The following is a 17769-nucleotide window of genomic DNA, read 5'->3' as shown; positions in this document are numbered from 1 at the left end:
ATCAAAACATATTTGCTTTATTTGGATATTCGTTCGGCCTGTTAAGCAGGGAGGAACACACAAATCATTAAACCAAGTATTCATTTATGAAATTATTCTCTTACTTAATCGGGTTATGCCTTTCCCAGTCGCTGATCGCATCAGCACAATCACAAAACTGGAAACCGGTGCCCGGAAAGATCTCTACGCCATGGGCGGAAAAATTAAATCCTGCAAACCCACTTCCTGAGTACCCACGACCACAGTTGGTACGCACCAATAACTGGAAAAATTTAAATGGTTTATGGAACTACGCTATCAACCACAAAAATGAAAGCGAGCCTAAAGCCTATCAAGGTAAAATATTAGTTCCTTTTGCAGTTGAATCATCTTTATCTGGTGTAGGTAAAACTGTTGGTAAAGATAGCCTGCTATGGTACCAAACCAGCTTTGCTGTCCCTTCTAATATGAAAAACACCATTTTATTGCATTTTGGTGCGATAGATTGGAAATCGGAAATCTATTTAAACGGGAAAAAAGTTGGCACACATGAAGGCGGATTTGATCCATTTTCTTTTGACATCACTCCTTTCTTAAAAAAAGGCGGCAAACAAGAATTAACTGTTAGTGTTTGGGATCCAACGGATAATGGGCCACAACCTAGAGGTAAACAACAAATAAAACCAGAAGGCATCTGGTATACACCAGTTACCGGAATATGGCAAACAGTATGGTTAGAAAGCGTTGCCAAAAGCTATATCGCTTCGACCAAACAAACGCCAGATATTGATGCTAAATCTTTAACTGTTTCTGCTGATGTGCAAGCAGCGCAAGCTGGTGATAAGTTAAGAATCACCGCTTTTGATGGTGCATCTAAGGTTTCTGAGCAAGAGGTAGATGCTACTGAGGCAGCTACATTGGTTATTGCGAATCCGAAACTATGGTCGCCTGCAAGTCCATTTTTATACGACTTAAAAGTTGCGCTGGTGCGTAATGGAAAACCAGTTGATGAGGTTAAGAGTTATTTCGCTATGCGCAAATCATCAATGGCCCCGGATGCTAATGGCATCCAAAGAATGTTGCTGAATGATAAGTTTGTATTTCAATACGGACCGTTAGATCAGGGATGGTGGCCAGATGGCTTATATACCGCCCCTACTGATGAGGCTTTGAAATTCGATATTATTAAAACCAAAGAAATGGGCTTTAATATGATCCGTAAGCACATTAAAGTGGAGCCTGCACGCTGGTATTATGAATGTGACAAGCAAGGTATTTTGGTATGGCAGGATATGCCAAGTGGGGATTTGGGTAACCAATGGGAACCTAATTTAGGCACAATGGGTGGTACAGATAAAGACCGCTCTGCAGAATCTGAAGCGATATACCGCAAGGAATGGAACAAGATCATGGATGACTTGCATAACTTCCCTAGTATTGTTGTTTGGACTCCGTTTAACGAAGCGTGGGGTCAGTTTAAGACCAAAGAAATTGCGGAATGGACTAAAGAAAAAGATCCTTCTCGTCTGGTAAACAGCGCAAGTGGTGGTAACCATGTTGTCACTGGAGATATTGTTGATTTACACCATTATCCTAATCCCAGAATACCTAGACCTGACCTTTTTGGCCCCACTCACGCAATTGTTTTAGGTGAATATGGTGGCTTAGGCTTACCTGTACCGGGACATACCTGGAAAGAAAAAGATAACTGGGGATATCAGACATTTAAGACCGCAGATGAACTATTTGATAAATACGCTTCATTTATGACTGAGATGGAAGGATTAATTAAAAAAGGACTTTCGGCAGCTGTATATACCCAAACTACTGATGTTGAGCAAGAAACTAATGGATTAATGACTTACGACAGAAAAGTAATTAAAGTGCCTGCAGCCAAATTAAAAGGGGTTACAGACAAACTTTACAATGCTGATCTTGTTAAGATGAATCCATAAAAAACGATTTGTACGGAGAGGTGATTATTTCACCTAACCCCGGTAAGAATCTTGGCTTTACGGCTAATTTTCTTCCGGGGTTTTTTCGTTATAGATTATTCATACATTTGCCGCAATATTTTTTAAAAGCCATGGGCCATCATAAACACATTCAAAAGCTAAGTGCTGCAGGATTACTAATCAGTTTAGGTATTATCTATGGAGACATTGGTACTTCTCCCCTATATGTATTTAAAGCAATTATTGGAGATCGACTGATTACACAAGATCTTATTTTAGGAGGTTTATCCTGTATAGTGTGGACACTTACCTTACAAACCACCATCAAATACGTTATTATTACTTTACAGGCTGATAATAAAGGTGAAGGTGGGATTTTCTCTCTTTTTTCTTTAGTTAAGCGAAAAGCCAAATGGCTGATCATACCGGCCATGGTTGGTGGGGCAGCCTTGCTTGCCGATGGGATAATGACCCCTGCGGTTACTGTTTCGGCTGCCATTGAGGGTTTGGGACTTATTTATCATGACCTGCCTACTGTTCCTATTGTGCTGGCCATCATTATTTTTCTGTTTGGCTTGCAGCAATTTGGAACCTCTCTTGTTGGTAAAGCCTTTGGCCCTATTATGTGGCTTTGGTTTACCATGATTGCCGTTTTAGGTTTTGTGCATGTTATGGAGCTGCCTGTGATACTAAAGGCAATTAATCCTTACTACGCTTATCATATTCTTACTACCAATCCTGAGGCTTTTTTAATCATCGGGGCGGTATTTTTATGTACTACGGGAGCTGAGGCTTTGTATTCAGATTTGGGTCACTGCGGTCGCTCTAACATCAGGATTAGCTGGATCTATGTAAAGATATGTTTGATATTAAACTATATGGGCCAGGGTGTTTGGTTATGGAATTTACAAGGCAAACATCTGGGTGATGTAAATCCGTTCTATCATTTAATGCCGGATTGGTTCCTGATATATGGTATCGCTATTGCAACTGTTGCGGCGGCTATTGCCAGTCAGGCCCTTATTTCAGGTTCATTTACATTGATTGCCGAAGCCGTTAGGCTAAATCTTTGGCCAAAGGTTAAAATTAATTATCCGAGTGAGCAGAAAGGCCAATTGTATGTTCCTTCTATGAACTGGATATTAATGGTGGGTTGTATCATTGTGGTACTGATTTTCCAGAAATCTGTTAATATGGAGGCAGCTTATGGTTTATCTATTACAGTTGCCATGCTAATGACTACTATTTTGGTTTCTGTATTCCTTATCAGAAAAAAGGTTCCAAGGTATTTAATAGTAATATTTTTATTGATCTATGGTGTTATTGAGCTGACTTTTTTGGCAGGAAATGCAGCAAAAATTCTTCATGGCGGATGGTTTACGTTAATTCTGGGTATTGCATTGTTCTCGGTTATGTGGACATGGCACAACGGCCGTAGAATTAGAAACAGGTATATGAAGTTTGTAGACATTCAGGATTTCTATCAGCTGATTAAAAATATAAGTGCGGATGCTTCTATTGCCAAATACTCCTCGAACCTGGTTTATCTTACCAGCGCCAACTTTAACAGCGAGATTGAATCCTCGGTTATTTACTCTATTATTCAGAAACATCCTAAAAGAGCAGATGTTTACTGGTTGCTGCACGTAGATGTTACTGACGAGCCATACACCTTAGAATATGAAGTAGACCAAATGATACCGGGAAAATTGATTAGAATCGATTTTAGACTAGGTTTTAGGGTTGAACAAAGGGTTAATGTATTGTTCAGAAAAGTGGTGGAAGAATTGGTGCAGAGCGGTGAAATTGACATTACGAGCAAGTATGAATCGTTAAAAGCCCAAAAAATTCCCGGCGACTTTAGATTTGTTGTGCTAGAGAAGATCATTTCAAACTCTAACAGTTTGAAGTTTATTGAGCGGGTTACCATGTCGTACCATAGAATATTGAAACTTTTGAGCATCTCGGAGAAGAGAGGCTTTGGATTAGACTCTAGTTTTGTTACGGTAGAAAAGGTGCCTTTAATAGTAGATATCCCCGATCCTATTGTAATGAAAAGGATTAAATAAAGTTATTTCCAGAAAGTAGGAAAACGCACTGTAATGAGAATTAAAGAGTTAGCTAAATACTTCAAAATAATTAAAAATATTTCTCGATTTATTTAGCAGAATAATTTTATAATCCTATCTTTGCACCCTCATCAAACAAAAGGAGCATGATTCCGTAGCTCAGCTGGTAGAGCATTACACTTTTAATGTAGTGGTCCTGGGTTCGAATCCCAGCGGGATCACCAAAAAACTTCAGGATTTGAGGTTTTTAGTTTGATGAGAAAATGATTCCGTAGCTCAGCTGGTAGAGCATTACACTTTTAATGTAGTGGTCCTGGGTTCGAATCCCAGCGGGATCACAGAAATTCAAAAACCATCTTTATTTATCTTAAAGATGGTTTTCTGTTTTTAAGGTAATTTGCAACGTTGCTTAAAAACTAATTAAACAAAGATTTTGTGGATCAATGCCAAATGTTGTAGAGCAGGCTTTAAAATTATAGCTTTGCATTTTTCAACACTTTTATATTTATGCCATCAGCTACTGCATCCTTGCTCAGATTATTTCTGCCAGATTTCATATTAGAAAATTTTGAATTCAAAGGCGTTATTGAAGATAGTGAAACCTTCCATATCGAACTTGAAGAGCTGAATAATCCTCCATCGGAATGGAATGGCATTAAAGTTTTATCCAAAGGTTTTTTCCCACAGATTGTGATTCAGGACTTTCCTATTCGAGGGCATAAGGTTTTTTTTTCATATCCGTCGCCGCCGATGGCTCAATACAGAGACCTCTACGGTGATTTACCGGACTTGGACTTTAGTAGAAAAAGGAACGCGAATGACAGGGGAATTCGCGGCTTTTTTAAAAGAAATCAATCGATACAGCCCCCAGTAGTGTTGATGCGATCAGTTCATTTTATGGCGTGAGGTCTAAAAACCTGCTTCGTCAATATCGTGATTATCTGAGCGATTTTAAAAGTTGGAATCAGAAATCACATGCAAAAAAATGGCTCTTATATCCGGAAAACCTTGGTGAACAGCTTTCCATAGACGAGACCAGTATATATATCAAAAAAACTGAAAATCAATTCATTCAAAAAAGTGCAAACCATTACCAGCAAGACTATCTTTTAACCATAAACATAGTAATCAACAAGATGAAATGGTATTATTGCAGAATAATAAGTGATATATGTCATCTGCTCAATGAGGCCAAACGAAATGGATAGCTTTAAGTTCTTTTGTTTAAATCTTAGAAACATGAAACAGAAAAAACTTTTAAGCCTTGGAATAATTTTGTTGCTTGGGCTTTCACAACTCTTCGCTCAAAAACAGAGTTCTTTATTAACGCTCAAATCAGGAGATTGGTTTGAAGCAGATATTCGAATCAGTAACTTAACTCATACCTCCGACTATCGCTTTGATGTGAGGTACGAAGTCTCTAGTAAAACACAAAATGGAGATTTGGCCTTTAAAGTTTCCATTGAACGAATGAGATTGAAATATACTGATGCAAACAACACTTCGCTGGGCTATGATTCCTACTATCCTCCATATGTAGAAAACAGAAAAAAAAATCTAACTAAACAGATTTACGAAATAACAGCAGATGGTCAGGGGAAAATATCGAAATTGAAGCTATTGTCAACCGCTCCAAAATCCGGCTTCTCAGTAATTGATGCTAAAGGACAATCTTATACCCCAAGAACAGAATTGTCGGTCGATAGATTTTTTCCAATGGATCATTTAAAGCAAATTTCTAAAACAATAATAAATGCTCTAATTGCGGGCAAGCCCCAAGTTAAAACAGTAGACTTATCAAACTCTGCTGGTGAGAAAAATATCGCTAATGCAGTTTTAAAATCGGCGTCTTTTAAATTACTAAGAAACGCAGTCATAAAAGGAAACATTACTAATTTAACTAAGGCAGATAGTATTTACTCAATTACTGATTGGGGTGAAGAAATTTTTAGGTTTAATAAAGATGGATCTTTTAGTGCAAATATATTGGCAGGCCCAAATACAAGGCGTAGATGGGTTTTTGGTAAATTTGATGGGGATGATGAATTCGATGGATTTAAAACTTTTAGTCTGCTGTTGGAACCATTAGATACGCTGACCGTTAAAGCAGATGCACTGAATTTTTACAACACCGTTTCTTTCGGCGGGAATGCAGCGGCGAAAGCGGCATTAAGTAAAGATCTGGTAGCTGTTGTTGACAACCAATGGGTTAATAAAAGTAATTACCGTTCTAAATCACTAAAAGAATTTATAGCTTTTCAAAAACAGGGACAAAAAGATTTTGATGGCATTTTAAAAAAATATGCTAACCGTGTTTCTTCAGAAATTTTAGACTATTGCAGAAAAGATTTTAAGTATGTGCAGGCCGGAACAAAACTGATGTATGTTTCTGAATACCGTAAAAAACAAAAACCGAATAGGCTTTTAGATGAGTTCCCAAAAGGGTTCTTTCTAAGTATTGATACACTACCTGTTTCAATGAGTGGTTCAGAAGGTGGTATGTATTATGGCTATTATCTAATATGGTTACTTTCCTATCAGCAAACAAAACTAGGTATGGTAAATGCCGACCAGTACGGCTTCTTTGCGAGTTACGCAACGGCTATGGCATCTTTTGAAGGATATCCTTTATACTTTTCCATTTCTGAAGCGTTCGAAAAAGAGCTTCAGAAAGGTGACCCGGAAAGTACAAGAAGGTTGAAAAATTATTATGAAGATTTCATCCATAATTGCGGCAATACTTCACTTACAAATCGCATCACAGAGCTTTGGACAAGGGCAATGCAGTTGTGGTCGGCAGGAAATCCAAGTCCTGTTAAGCAACTCTTCTTAAAAGACGGAAGCACTCTTGATCTTACCCAATTTAAAGGAAAGCCTTTAGTATTAATTGTAAATAATAATCGTTCCAAAGTTTTAAAAGGCTATATCGATCTTATTAAAAAGCAAAATGGTAGTCAGCTTCATTTTGTTATTGCGCAATTAGCTGTGCCAATATTAGATACCATTGATCAAAAATTAAAGGAACTGCCCAATGTTACTTATGTCGAGTTAAGTTATGATAGAGACAAACAGAATAATTTAGATCTTTATTATCAGCAGACCAAAGCATTTACCTTTGATTCAGATTTTAGGGTCATATCCACTTACCCATTAGATACAACAACTGGGGATACTAAAGTGATGCAAGAATTGATCAAAAAGGCAATAGATTCGAGTGCCATGACCAAGGAGCAAAAGGCCTCATTAATTACTACTATAGGATGGAGCATTTGCTCTATCCTACTTACCTCAATCGTCATTTTTTTTATTTATAGAGCAAGGATTGCCGACTTAAAGAAGAAAACCCTATTAAAAAACAAAATCAAGGATTTGGAAATCAAAGCAATAAGATCACAAATGAATCCTCATTTTATGTTCAATGCCTTAAATTCCATCCAGTCGCTGATTAATAACAACCAGTATAAAGAAGCTAATGTTTATCTGGAGAAGTTCGCATTGCTGATGCGCAGGGTACTGAATAATTCGGAAAAAACTTTCGTAACGTTGTCAGATGAGCTAGATGCAATTACACTCTATTGTGAGCTGGAACAATTGCGCTTTAACTTTAAATTTGAAATTATAGTTTCTCCAGAGGTAAATACCGAATTAATGGAAATTCCTGGTATGATCATGCAGCCGCTTGTAGAAAACTCAATTCTACATGGTTTGGCTCAAAAGGGAGATGCAGGACGCCTTGCTATACATATTAGCTGTGACCAGAAATACCTTAAAATCGTGATCAAAGACAATGGTATCGGCTTAAAAGAAAATATAGCCAATAGCAATAAAAGCTTTGGATTGAAGCTGTTAAAAGAACGACTAATCTTGCTCAGTATCGATGGGAATGTGGGAAACTTAGATTTAAGTAGTAATTTAGGGGAAAATGAGAGCGGCGTTACTGCCGTGTTAACCATTCCAATAGATTAATGGAAATTTTAAAAGCGATATTAATTGACGATGAATTGAAAAGCAGGGATAACTTGCGTCAATTATTGTTAAAATATTGCCCAAATGTAGCCATCATTGCCGAAGCAGGCTCTGCTGTTGAAGCACTTCAATTAATTAGGGAATTAAATCCCGATTTACTGTTTCTGGACATAGAAATGGGAGAAGTTTCTGGGTTCGACTTGTTAAAATTATTAAATGGACAGCAAAATTTTGAAGTTATTTTTGTTACCGCCTTTGACAAGTATGGCATACAGGCAGTTAAGGTATGCGCCATAGATTACCTGCTTAAGCCGATTAATATTTTGGAATTGAGCAATGCAGTTGAAAAGGCAACGATACAAATTAATCCTAAAAAAGAAAACGAAAGATTAAAAGAGCTGGTTGCTAATATAGACAGAGGAGATGATGAGCAGAAGATCGCCATCCCTTTATCTGATAAAATAGAGTTTTTAGCTATCAATAAAATCATCAGGCTCGAGGCCGAAGGTAATTACACGCATATTTATTTAGACAATAAAAAACAGTACCTGGTCTGTAAAACATTAAAGGAATATCAGGAATTGCTCGAAAATCATAATTTCATTAGGACGCACCAATCTCACCTAATCAACTTCCGAAAAATCGCCGCTTATGTAAAAACCGATGGTGGATATATTGCCATGGAAGATGGAAGTCAGGCTCCAATATCAAGACAAAAAAGAGATGAGGTTTTACTCAAAATAATGAAGGGAAAGACTTCATAATCGACCTAACACGAACAATATACTGCTTTAGACAATTTACAGAATCAGCAATATACCATAGTAGTGAATTCACAAAAAACTCTACTAGAGAACTTTCATTCTTTGTCATCTAATTCATCTACCAAATTAATTATACGTTTTAAATCTGACACAAAGTGGTTCGAGAAAATGTCAGTCAAGTTCACCAGAATTTTTGAAAAACGCTTCTAAATATGCTTTAGAAGCGTTTTTAGTTTGCATATTTTAAGTACCTTTTTCTCTTTCCCAGGTAACTTCTGCTATTACTGATTCTCCACCTTGTGTAGTATTTGTAACTACATACTTAAGTTTTCCATTTGTACAAGTATAAGAGCGTTTTTGACTGTTAGAGTTCCAGTTTGGAAAGGAGGCATATTCTATACTAAAAGTAATGATTTGACCAGTTTCATCTACTGAATATTTTCCAAAATGTGAATTACTCCCTTGCACTAATGCTGCATTCTCCTCTGGTGTAGCCTTATTTTTATCACCAGAAGCAACCGTACTTCTAACAGCTTTAAAAATTTGTAAAGCATAATTTCCAATTGAGTCAAACATTAGTAGTCCTTTAGGTTGATTACCATAAGGATATACCTTATTTCCATTAGGATAAATATTCTCAACCGATACTAATTTCCATGTTCCCTTTATCCATCTGGGGACGCCTATTTTATCGATGGATTTTAAACTTTGCGAATAGCAAAATGAGGTGTTACTTATAATAAATACGAGTATAATTAGTCTTTTCATGATATGATGATCAGTTGTAATTTACTTTTACAATCTCTCCATTGATTTTACCCTCAATACTCTTTAAATAAACGTCAATCAAATCTTCACTAGGTATATCAGCTATTTTACCAGGACTAATTACATTTATTCTTATTCCTCTTGGCATCTCCAATGCCGCAGCCAACACAAAGCTATTTATTCCACCGTTGACCATTGCTTTGCCCGCTGAATATTTAGAAGGTTTATCTCCCATCTTCCCAGATATAAGTGTAAAGGAACCACCATCACTTAAATAGTCATGACCAATCAATACCAGATTAACTTGTCCTAAAAGTTTATTATTGATTCCCAAATTTAAATCCTCCCTATTCATAGCAAATAACTCACCAGAATAGCTGTCTCCTGCCACGCAAACACAGGCATCAATTTTCTTTATTTTATCAAATATGCCCCTTATTGAAGCAGTAGATGAAAGATCTACTGTTAACTCTCCACTATTTCTCCCTGCAGTAATAATTTCATGCTGCTGGGCCAGCTTTTTAGTGATAATGCTGCCAATTTTACCTTTTGCGCCAATAATTAATATTTTCATTTCTATATGATTTAGGAAGGTAAATTTATACAGTTATAGACATCTGTTTACTGTACAATGTTTCATTAATTCAGTATATTTAGACCATGCGAAAAGATAATCTACATCAACCATTTGAGATTGATTTGAAAGAGCTGGATAAATTTCATGCTATACCAAAAAGCAATAGTTTTTTTGAATTAATTTATATTGCTGAAGGCACTGGAATACAATTCATAAATAATAACAGATTCAATTATCGTAAGGGCAACCTTTTTCTATTGACACCAGAAGATGTTCATTCTTTTGAGGTAATTACTAGAACACAATTCTTTTTCCTGCGTTTTAATAAATATTATATAGAAACTAAATCGTCAAAAGACCAGGAGTCAGTCCGCCATATTGAATATATTCTTCAAAATGCAAGTCATCGCCCAGGATGCATATTAAAAAATAAAGTAGATAAACCATTAATCGCATCACTTATTGAGAATATAATAAGAGAACATACTAATCAACAGCTTTATTACAATAAAATAATTGAACAGATAGTAAACACAATAATTACAGTTGTAGCTCGGAATATTGCCTTAAAACTTCCAAAAAATATACAAGAAAATACTGGGGAGCCAGTATTAAAGATTCTTCATTATATACAAGAAAATATATTTGAACCTAAAATGCTTAGATCACAGCATCTTAGTAAACACTTTGGAATTTCATTAAGTTATCTCGGCAGATATTTTAAGAATCAGTCAGGGGAAACACTTCAGCAATATATTTCAAATTATAAGCTACGATTAATAGAAACAAGGTTGCTTCACAGCGATATGCGTATTAACGAAATCGCCAATGAACTTAATTTTACAGACGAAAGTCATTTAAACAGGATCTTTAAAAAGTATAAAGGATTATCTCCTTCAGCTTTCAAAAAGCAATTTAGCTGATCCTCATTATTCTAAAAACGGGTTAATTTTGATAAACCAGAGCATAAAACCCATCCATCGGAATATGGATGGGTTTTATGCTGTTGCAACTCGTCTCGTCATCTTTTTAGACGTTTATGGCGATCTTATTTGTGTGTTACATCTGTAAACTTAACCTGAATGACATAAGTTCCTTCCAGTTTTAACTGCCATGACCATCTCGGATTCACGGAGAATGTACCCTTGTCTGCTGCAAACTGTGCCCCATCGATGGTTGCAAACTCGCTAGGTATTCTATAATACATTAGGAATCCCCAATCCGTAGATGGTGTAACGTATTTAACCAATGGGAATGGAGCAATTTCGAAGTCACAAATCAAGGCAGTGTCTGTTTCAATCACTTTATTGAATTTCGCGTAGTTTTCAAATACAGGCCTGTCGCCTCTTTTAATGATTTCCTTTGCTTTTGGATTGAAGACCTTTCCATTTTTGTCGACCATTTTGAGAATTGCTCTTGCACCGGCTGAAGAGATTTTTGTACACGTGATAACCGGATTTTTATGAGCAACTGAAGTACCTGTCTGATCATTAAATGCATTTGCCACATTGTCGGTGATGACAAATAAGTCTTCTGGAAGTGGGTCCTGAACCTCGATGGTAGCAATAGAAGGGAAAAGAGTTGTGCGGGTTGAGTTGGTCATTTCAACGTCAAACGTATATTTTCCAAGTGGAATATTCGCCGAACCCTTATTGAAAGATAGCTGTCCGCTCTTTTCATTAAAAGTCATTGGCTTTTTTTTCACGGTCTCTCTTTTTGCATTTAACAACTCAATCGTAGTGTCTGTTTCAGCATTGAATGACTGTCCAGGCTTAAACACTACAATTTCATAATCTGTATTAAACTCCTGTGGCGCAGGTGAACCATCCAGATTTCTTAAATTAAGTAATTTAAAGCTATATGGAGGTGTAGAACCATCTGCGTTAATTTGATCGGATTGGTACAGGATCAATCCGCGTTTGGCTATTAAATCACTGTTTTTGTAGCGAACATTATCACTTTGAAAACCTTTCTCGATTTTTTTACAGGCAACAATGCCTGCCAACATGGTAAAACCAATTATATATTTGAATTTCATTTTCTGTAGATTTATTTATTCAGTGGACATGGCATTAAAAAACAACCGGTGGTTTCCACTTAGCACATGGATAATCCCCGTTTTGGTGATGAGTCCAGAAGTTTGGACTTCTACGTACTGATCTAGCTCCGCATCAGGAATAGTTGCCTGATCGAGCTCATCTGCGTCAACTGAGCCAATAACTTTGACATAATTTACATAATCAACGTAGTTAATGTAATTACCATAATCGAAAGACCTTCTCATTTTAATCATATATTGAATGTCCGGCTTAGGCCCTAACAGACTGTTGTACAATTTACCTGAAACGGTAATCTGATCTCTATTGATTTTTCCTGCAAATAAGTAGGTCTTTAAGGAATCGCTTAATTCCTGTGATGGAATATCCTTGATACCGAAGTCAAAGTTCTCATTTCCAGTTTCTTGTGCTTTCTCGTTCTTTTTGGCTCTAACGTAATCAACGATCCCATAATTTGTAGTTACAAAAAATGTTACATCCCCATTAACTGCGTCCTTTAAGCCTGCTTTGTCGATCACTTTAACAAGGGAATCAAATTGTGGGTTCGACGCAAGGTAGTCATATGTGGTCATGTCAACATAAGCGTTACTTAAACCACCATCGTTTTTGTAGTCATTTTTCTTGCATGAAGCAACACTAAGGATACAAAATACGGCACATATACTTATATATTTTTTCATATTTTTCTGCTTTATAAATTCTATTTACTTCGGCTAAACCTTGCCTAACCAATAACTGGTCTGTTTTAAATTTGGATTCTGCCTAAATAATGCCGGATCAACTGGAAAGTAATAGCCTTCTCTTCTAAATCTATCCGCCGTTAGCCAGTCAATGATCTGGTCATATTTTCTTGTTCTTAATAAATCATAATACAAGTGACCTTCAAGAAACAGCTCCTTACTTCGCTCTTTGATATATTCATTCATTACCAAGTCTACACTCTCTCCTTCAGGGACCAATTCCGGACTTCTGCTATGCCTAATTCTGAAACCATTGATGATTGTTGTAGCTGTAGCTGCATCTCCTTTGTATAGAGCAATTTCCGCTTTCAGCAATTGCATGTCACTTAACCTGAAAATGATCATATTATTACTCAGGTAAGGCTCGAGCTTTTGGCCTGGATTGCGATAGATTACGTTCGCATATTTGAGACTGATGGGTTTAAGACTGCTTCTCAGTGCAAATCCTTTCTGAAAACGAATGTCTGAAGTATCTGCACCGAAGTTATCTGTCAGATATCGGGGCACGACAAAGAATCTTCCTTCACTTGGGTAGTTATTGATGTAGCTACTATTGAGAAATCTCGTGCCTATATTTGCAGCAGATCCTTCCAGTGTATTTTCGCTCATATTGAATTCAAAGATCCCTTCACTTGATCTTCCTATGAACGTATCTTTATACTTGGCAGAATCAGCCGGAGTAATAATCGTATTGCGATACCCGCCCCTCGACAGTAAAACATTAATGGCCGTATCTGCACTATTTACATCCGTTAAATCTGGTGTGTTGGTCGCTGGATCAGTCATTGTTGCCCTCCATAGGTAAAGGTGCGCTAAAAGAGCATAAACGGAGCCCCTATTCGCTGTTACTTTCGCGTCTACGGTGTTGGAGTAAGTCCATGTCAATAGTTCAATGGCTTTATGGCAATCTTCTTCAACTTGCTTCATCACCAGTACTTTGTTGCTCCTTGGCAATTGCGGTGCTGTAATGGGATCATCATATGCCTCCGTTACAATTGGCGCATCTCCCCAAACCCTAACTATAGCGAAATAACTCAGGGCACGAAGAAAATATGCCTGCCCCATCATATTTCTCTTGAATTGCGAAGGGCTTTCGGCATCTTTCAACTGATCTAAAGTCATCCTGTCAATATTCGCCAATGCAATATTTGACATCGCAATTGATTTGTAATAATTTGTATAGTTACCGAGTGTATTCAAGTTGTACTGAAAGGTGAAGTCTCCATTTTGTATACCCTCTAAACCGTCACCATTATATTGCATGGTAAAATAGTTTTTGGCGATGGCATCACCATACATATAATATCTGTTTTCTTTATCGGTAAAAGCATTCCTCAATAAAGCGTAATTACCTGCAATGGCACTTTGCGCATCTGATGCGGTTTTCCAGAACACCTGTTGATATGTCGAATTCTTAGGTTCTTGAGTAAGCAGCTTTTTGCAGGAACTGGTTGCCGCCATAGCTACTAACAAGCCTGCAATACCAAAATTTTTAACTATGTTTTTCATCATTATTCGAATTAAAATTGAAGATTAAGACCTAATGTATACTTCTTAGGTATTGGATACCCGCTACCCTTATATTCTCCGTATCCATTAACAGCCTCTGCGTCTGGTAATTTATTAGATTGCTGGAACATGGCTAAATTATCTACAACGCCAAAGATCCTTATTTTGCCAAAGCCTATTTTTCTCAATACGTTTGGAGAAAGGTCGTAGTTTAAACTCACACTCCTTATTCTTAAGTACCCTCCTTTTTCAAGAAAAAAGGTTTGAGCAGAAGTGTAATAGTATCTGTAAGTACCGATGTCATATTTTGCATAGGCTGCCTGATCTCCAGGCTGTTTCCAGATCTTAATTTTACTAAAGTCGGGTGTTGAATAACTTGCGAAGTTACCTACTGCATTTCCATCCTGAGAATTTGCAAAACTATCGGACTCAAATAAGTTTAACACATCACGGTCGAACGTAAAAGTTGCAAAGACATTCAACGTCCAGTTTTTATAAGTAACGGTGTTGGTAAAACCGCCAGTCCATTTCGGATTTGGATCGCCAATCGGTAATTTATCTGGATTAACGCCGTCATTGAAAACATCAACCATATAATTTCCATCAAGGTCTTCTAGCCAGAAATCTCCTGCACCATATTCTCCCTGACTGCTGTATTTGGTTCCCGTTAGTGGATTTACCGGAACATCACCTATGGTTGAATAAACACCTTTGGTTTTATATAAGTAAAACCCATTGATTGGGCCGCCCACCGAAAGAATATGAGATTTATCAAATCTATCCCCATTGAAAACAAGATCCCTGTTTCCGTTAGGCAAGTTCATGATCCTGTTTTTATTATACGCAATATTAAAGGATGTACTCCATCTTACAGCTCCTTCAATAGGGGTTCCTCTGAATGTCAATTCATAGCCCGAATTACGTATACCAAGTGCATTCGTGGTGGCCAAATCGTATCCTGTAGTGACAGGAAGAAGCACGTCAAAAAGCTGATCAGACCCTTCTTTATTATAGGCTTCAAGAGATAATGCATACCTGCCGTTGTTTAATTCGATATCAGTACCAATGTTCCACTGCGTGACTTTTGCCCAACTTAAACTCTTTTGTGCTGCACCATTCGTAAAATTAGGGGTTATAGAAGTTATGCCATTATACGAAGTCGCATTACTACCAAAATAATTACCATTATTTACGCTATATAGGTTGTACTGAAGATAATTTTGATCGGCATTGGGCAAACTACCGGAACGTCCTATGCTTGCTCTCAACTTCAATAGAGATATCATGCTTTTTTTGTTTTTCATGAAGTTCTCTTCAGAAATTATCCATCCTACGGAAGCAGAAGGAAAATATCCCCATTTATTATTTACCCCGAATTTTGATGATCCGTCTGTTCTTGCACTGAGGGATAAAAGATACCTGCTGTCATAATCGTAATTGGCCCTGGCATAATAAGATACGAGGCCGTAAGCCTGGTAATCTGAAGATGCGATAATTCTTGACTGTTGATACCCTCTAACAGTTTGAATATTATCTGAGGATCCGTTATACCCGGCGGCCTCTGTAATTTGAAATTGTGTATATTCTAAATCCTGGCCTAATACAAAACTTATACTGTGTTTACCAAACTGGTTATTGTAGTTGAAGTAGTTTGAAGTTCTAGGTGTTATGGAGGCGTCTGCGTAACTTGAAGATGAGTTACCAAAACCATTATTTAATAAGCTCGTAGAACTTCTGTCTCTTCTTGCGGTATTATATAATAAAGAAGACTGGGAATTAAAAGTCAGATTTTTTGTAAACTCATAAGTGAGGTTAAAGTTTACGCTAAGCTGATTAGTGATATTTTTATCCAAATTCCCACTGGTAGGATCTAAATAAAATGCAGCTTTTTCCGGAGACAAATTGATTAAAGAGGATGGCATGTTACCGGCACCTAATCTTACCGGATTATTTACGTCATTTGGATCGCCATTTCCTCTGGCTCGGTCCGTTCTTGAAAAATAAAACATTGGATTAATGAGTAATTTTTGCTTTAGTGCGCGTGTTGTCAAATTTAACCTGCCAGAATACCTACCGAACCCTGTTCCTTTCACAATTCCATCTTCGTTATAAACTCCTCCGCTAAAACGATAGGCGATTCCACTTTCGCTTCCGCCGCTAACACCCAAATCAATATTGCTAATTTTACCGGTTCGATAAAAAAGATCCTGCCAGTCCGTATTTGCGTTGTACGCAGGATTCAAGCTGTCTGTTAAAATTGCCGGAAGATTTCTTTGATCTGCATAAGTCAATTGTCTACGCAGGATTTCCATCTTCTGTCTTCGCTCCTCGGCGCCAAGAGTAACGTCTCGTAGCTCCGGGCGTTCTACGATTCCGGCGTAGGTGTCCAAGGTAATTCTTGGCTCACCACTTAAGCCTTTCTTGGTCGTAATCATAATTACTCCATTTGCCCCCCTTGATCCATAAATTGCCGCTGCCGAAGCATCTTTTAAGACGTCGATTGTCTCAATGTCTGTGGGGTTTAGGCCAGCCAGGTAGTTTGTTCCGGTTCCCGTTCCAGGGCCAACAAACTCTTCTGACGGTTGTGGTACTCCATCCACTACATATAAAGGAGAATTTATTACATTGTATTCGTCATAACCCCTGCTGATTTGTGAGTTACCCCTTATGGCAACGGTAGGAGCAGCACCCGGAGATCCTGTGAAATTCTGAACGTTAACCCCTGCTAGACGGCCCTGTAAAAGCTGATCGAAACTTGAGGTTGGTAAATTCGCTAATTCTTTAGCAGAGATGCTGGAAATTGCTGCCGTAGATTTCTTCCTGCTGATGGTTTGATACCCAACCATCACGACTTCACTCAGTGTTTGGTTGTCTTCCTTGAGTTTAAAATTCAGTGTCGTCTTGCCCTCTGCAGACAACTCTTTGGATTCGTAGCCAATCATATTTACGACAACAATGGCATTTGATTTAGAAAGTCTTAAAGAGAACTTCCCCTCAGCATTTGTCATTGTCCCGTTCTTAGTCCCTTTTTCCATTATGGTAACACCTGGAATGGGTTTTTCACTTTCATCCAGGACTGTACCTGTAAGGTTGCTCTGTGCAAAGGATTGCCAAGGAATTAACAGATAGAAAAAAAATCCAAATAAAACTTTGGTTGTGGTTTTGGTAAAATTTTGATGCATAAATTTAGTTGTTTACTTCGTTAATAGAAGTTTAAATTTATCATCTAATTTTCACATACAATCACCATATCTTATCTCCTGATGGCCGAATTTTGATGATTTTATACCAACATTCATAAACAATCATGAAATACTACAAGTTATTAACCTTAAAATACTTATTATTTTTTAAAAAAAACAAATATAAACACAAATATGCACCT

General features: G+C 37.4%; 12 protein-coding genes and 2 tRNA genes. 8 read left to right on the top strand and 6 right to left on the bottom strand.

Annotated elements, in window-relative coordinates; translation table 11 throughout:
• Positions 1 to 86: 86 nt before the first annotated feature.
• From AC6CH7_RS09685 to AC6CH7_RS09655, 7 genes are all read left to right on the top strand, one after another.
• Positions 87 to 1934, top strand: a complete 1848-nt coding sequence (locus AC6CH7_RS09685) for a glycoside hydrolase family 2 protein (RefSeq protein ID WP_498262502.1) — start codon at positions 87 to 89, stop codon at positions 1932 to 1934.
• A gap of 131 nt (positions 1935 to 2065) precedes the next feature.
• Positions 2066 to 4003 carry a KUP/HAK/KT family potassium transporter gene (locus AC6CH7_RS09680; RefSeq protein ID WP_498262501.1) on the top strand — a complete coding sequence of 646 codons (1938 nt, stop codon included), beginning with the start codon at positions 2066 to 2068 and terminating at the stop codon, positions 4001 to 4003.
• 148 nt (positions 4004 to 4151) lie between these two features.
• A tRNA-Lys gene (locus AC6CH7_RS09675) sits at positions 4152 to 4227 on the top strand.
• Between the two features lie 41 nt (positions 4228 to 4268).
• A tRNA-Lys gene (locus tag AC6CH7_RS09670) sits at positions 4269 to 4341 on the top strand.
• A gap of 169 nt (positions 4342 to 4510) precedes the next feature.
• A complete protein-coding gene (locus tag AC6CH7_RS09665; RefSeq protein ID WP_498262500.1) occupies positions 4511 to 4909 on the top strand; it encodes an ISAon1 family transposase N-terminal region protein in 399 nt (132 codons plus the stop codon).
• A gap of 333 nt (positions 4910 to 5242) precedes the next feature.
• On the top strand, positions 5243 to 7969 hold the full coding sequence (locus AC6CH7_RS09660) for a sensor histidine kinase (protein ID WP_498262499.1): 2727 nt from the start codon (positions 5243 to 5245) through the stop codon (positions 7967 to 7969).
• Positions 7969 to 8733 carry a LytR/AlgR family response regulator transcription factor gene (locus AC6CH7_RS09655; RefSeq protein ID WP_498262498.1) on the top strand — a complete coding sequence of 255 codons (765 nt, stop codon included), beginning with the start codon at positions 7969 to 7971 and terminating at the stop codon, positions 8731 to 8733. The genes AC6CH7_RS09660 and AC6CH7_RS09655 overlap by 1 nt, the downstream gene beginning before the upstream one ends.
• A gap of 243 nt (positions 8734 to 8976) precedes the next feature.
• Here the strand turns inward: AC6CH7_RS09655 and AC6CH7_RS09650 are convergent, their stop codons facing one another.
• Both AC6CH7_RS09650 and AC6CH7_RS09645 read right to left on the bottom strand, forming a co-directional pair.
• A complete protein-coding gene (locus AC6CH7_RS09650) occupies positions 8977 to 9501 on the bottom strand; it encodes a lipocalin-like domain-containing protein (RefSeq protein WP_498262497.1) in 525 nt (174 codons plus the stop codon).
• A 10-nt stretch (positions 9502 to 9511) separates the two neighbouring features.
• Positions 9512 to 10075, bottom strand: coding sequence for a short chain dehydrogenase (locus AC6CH7_RS09645; protein WP_498262496.1), 564 nt, complete (start codon positions 10073 to 10075; stop codon positions 9512 to 9514).
• Positions 10076 to 10161: 86 nt separating this feature from the next.
• Between AC6CH7_RS09645 and AC6CH7_RS09640 the strand changes: the two genes are divergently transcribed.
• Positions 10162 to 11001: an AraC family transcriptional regulator gene (locus tag AC6CH7_RS09640; RefSeq protein WP_498262495.1), complete on the top strand. Its 840-nt coding sequence runs from the start codon at positions 10162 to 10164 to the stop codon at positions 10999 to 11001.
• A 125-nt stretch (positions 11002 to 11126) separates the two neighbouring features.
• On the opposite strand, the gene AC6CH7_RS09635 is transcribed toward AC6CH7_RS09640, so the two are convergent.
• Genes AC6CH7_RS09635 through AC6CH7_RS09620 form a run of 4 tightly spaced genes read right to left on the bottom strand, consistent with a single transcriptional unit; the run spans position 11127 to position 17566 of the window.
• Positions 11127 to 12116, bottom strand: a complete 990-nt coding sequence (locus tag AC6CH7_RS09635; protein WP_498262494.1) for a hypothetical protein — start codon at positions 12114 to 12116, stop codon at positions 11127 to 11129.
• A gap of 15 nt (positions 12117 to 12131) precedes the next feature.
• On the bottom strand, positions 12132 to 12815 hold the full coding sequence (locus AC6CH7_RS09630) for a hypothetical protein (RefSeq protein ID WP_498262493.1): 684 nt from the start codon (positions 12813 to 12815) through the stop codon (positions 12132 to 12134).
• Positions 12816 to 12848: 33 nt separating this feature from the next.
• A complete protein-coding gene (locus tag AC6CH7_RS09625; RefSeq protein WP_498262492.1) occupies positions 12849 to 14387 on the bottom strand; it encodes a RagB/SusD family nutrient uptake outer membrane protein in 1539 nt (512 codons plus the stop codon).
• A gap of 8 nt (positions 14388 to 14395) precedes the next feature.
• A complete protein-coding gene (locus tag AC6CH7_RS09620; protein ID WP_498262491.1) occupies positions 14396 to 17566 on the bottom strand; it encodes a SusC/RagA family TonB-linked outer membrane protein in 3171 nt (1056 codons plus the stop codon).
• Positions 17567 to 17769: the final 203 nt, after the last annotated feature.

Source organism: Pedobacter sp. GQ55, assembly GCF_059758925.1.
This window is presented reverse-complemented; position numbering and strand designations above follow the sequence as displayed.

What these genes read in the sequence shown, in the direction of transcription:
- AC6CH7_RS09685 (WP_498262502.1), top strand. Translation starts at nt 87, where the DNA reads ATGAAATTATTCTCTTACTTAATCGGGTTATGCCTTTCCCAGTCGCTG.
- AC6CH7_RS09680 (WP_498262501.1), top strand. Translation starts at nt 2,066, where the DNA reads ATGGGCCATCATAAACACATTCAAAAGCTAAGTGCTGCAGGATTACTA.
- AC6CH7_RS09665 (WP_498262500.1), top strand. Translation starts at nt 4,511, where the DNA reads ATGCCATCAGCTACTGCATCCTTGCTCAGATTATTTCTGCCAGATTTC.
- AC6CH7_RS09660 (WP_498262499.1), top strand. Translation starts at nt 5,243, where the DNA reads ATGAAACAGAAAAAACTTTTAAGCCTTGGAATAATTTTGTTGCTTGGG.
- AC6CH7_RS09655 (WP_498262498.1), top strand. Translation starts at nt 7,969, where the DNA reads ATGGAAATTTTAAAAGCGATATTAATTGACGATGAATTGAAAAGCAGG.
- AC6CH7_RS09650 (WP_498262497.1), bottom strand. Translation starts at nt 9,501, where the DNA reads ATGAAAAGACTAATTATACTCGTATTTATTATAAGTAACACCTCATTT.
- AC6CH7_RS09645 (WP_498262496.1), bottom strand. Translation starts at nt 10,075, where the DNA reads ATGAAAATATTAATTATTGGCGCAAAAGGTAAAATTGGCAGCATTATC.
- AC6CH7_RS09640 (WP_498262495.1), top strand. Translation starts at nt 10,162, where the DNA reads ATGCGAAAAGATAATCTACATCAACCATTTGAGATTGATTTGAAAGAG.
- AC6CH7_RS09635 (WP_498262494.1), bottom strand. Translation starts at nt 12,116, where the DNA reads ATGAAATTCAAATATATAATTGGTTTTACCATGTTGGCAGGCATTGTT.
- AC6CH7_RS09630 (WP_498262493.1), bottom strand. Translation starts at nt 12,815, where the DNA reads ATGAAAAAATATATAAGTATATGTGCCGTATTTTGTATCCTTAGTGTT.
- AC6CH7_RS09625 (WP_498262492.1), bottom strand. Translation starts at nt 14,387, where the DNA reads ATGATGAAAAACATAGTTAAAAATTTTGGTATTGCAGGCTTGTTAGTA.
- AC6CH7_RS09620 (WP_498262491.1), bottom strand. Translation starts at nt 17,566, where the DNA reads ATGCATCAAAATTTTACCAAAACCACAACCAAAGTTTTATTTGGATTT.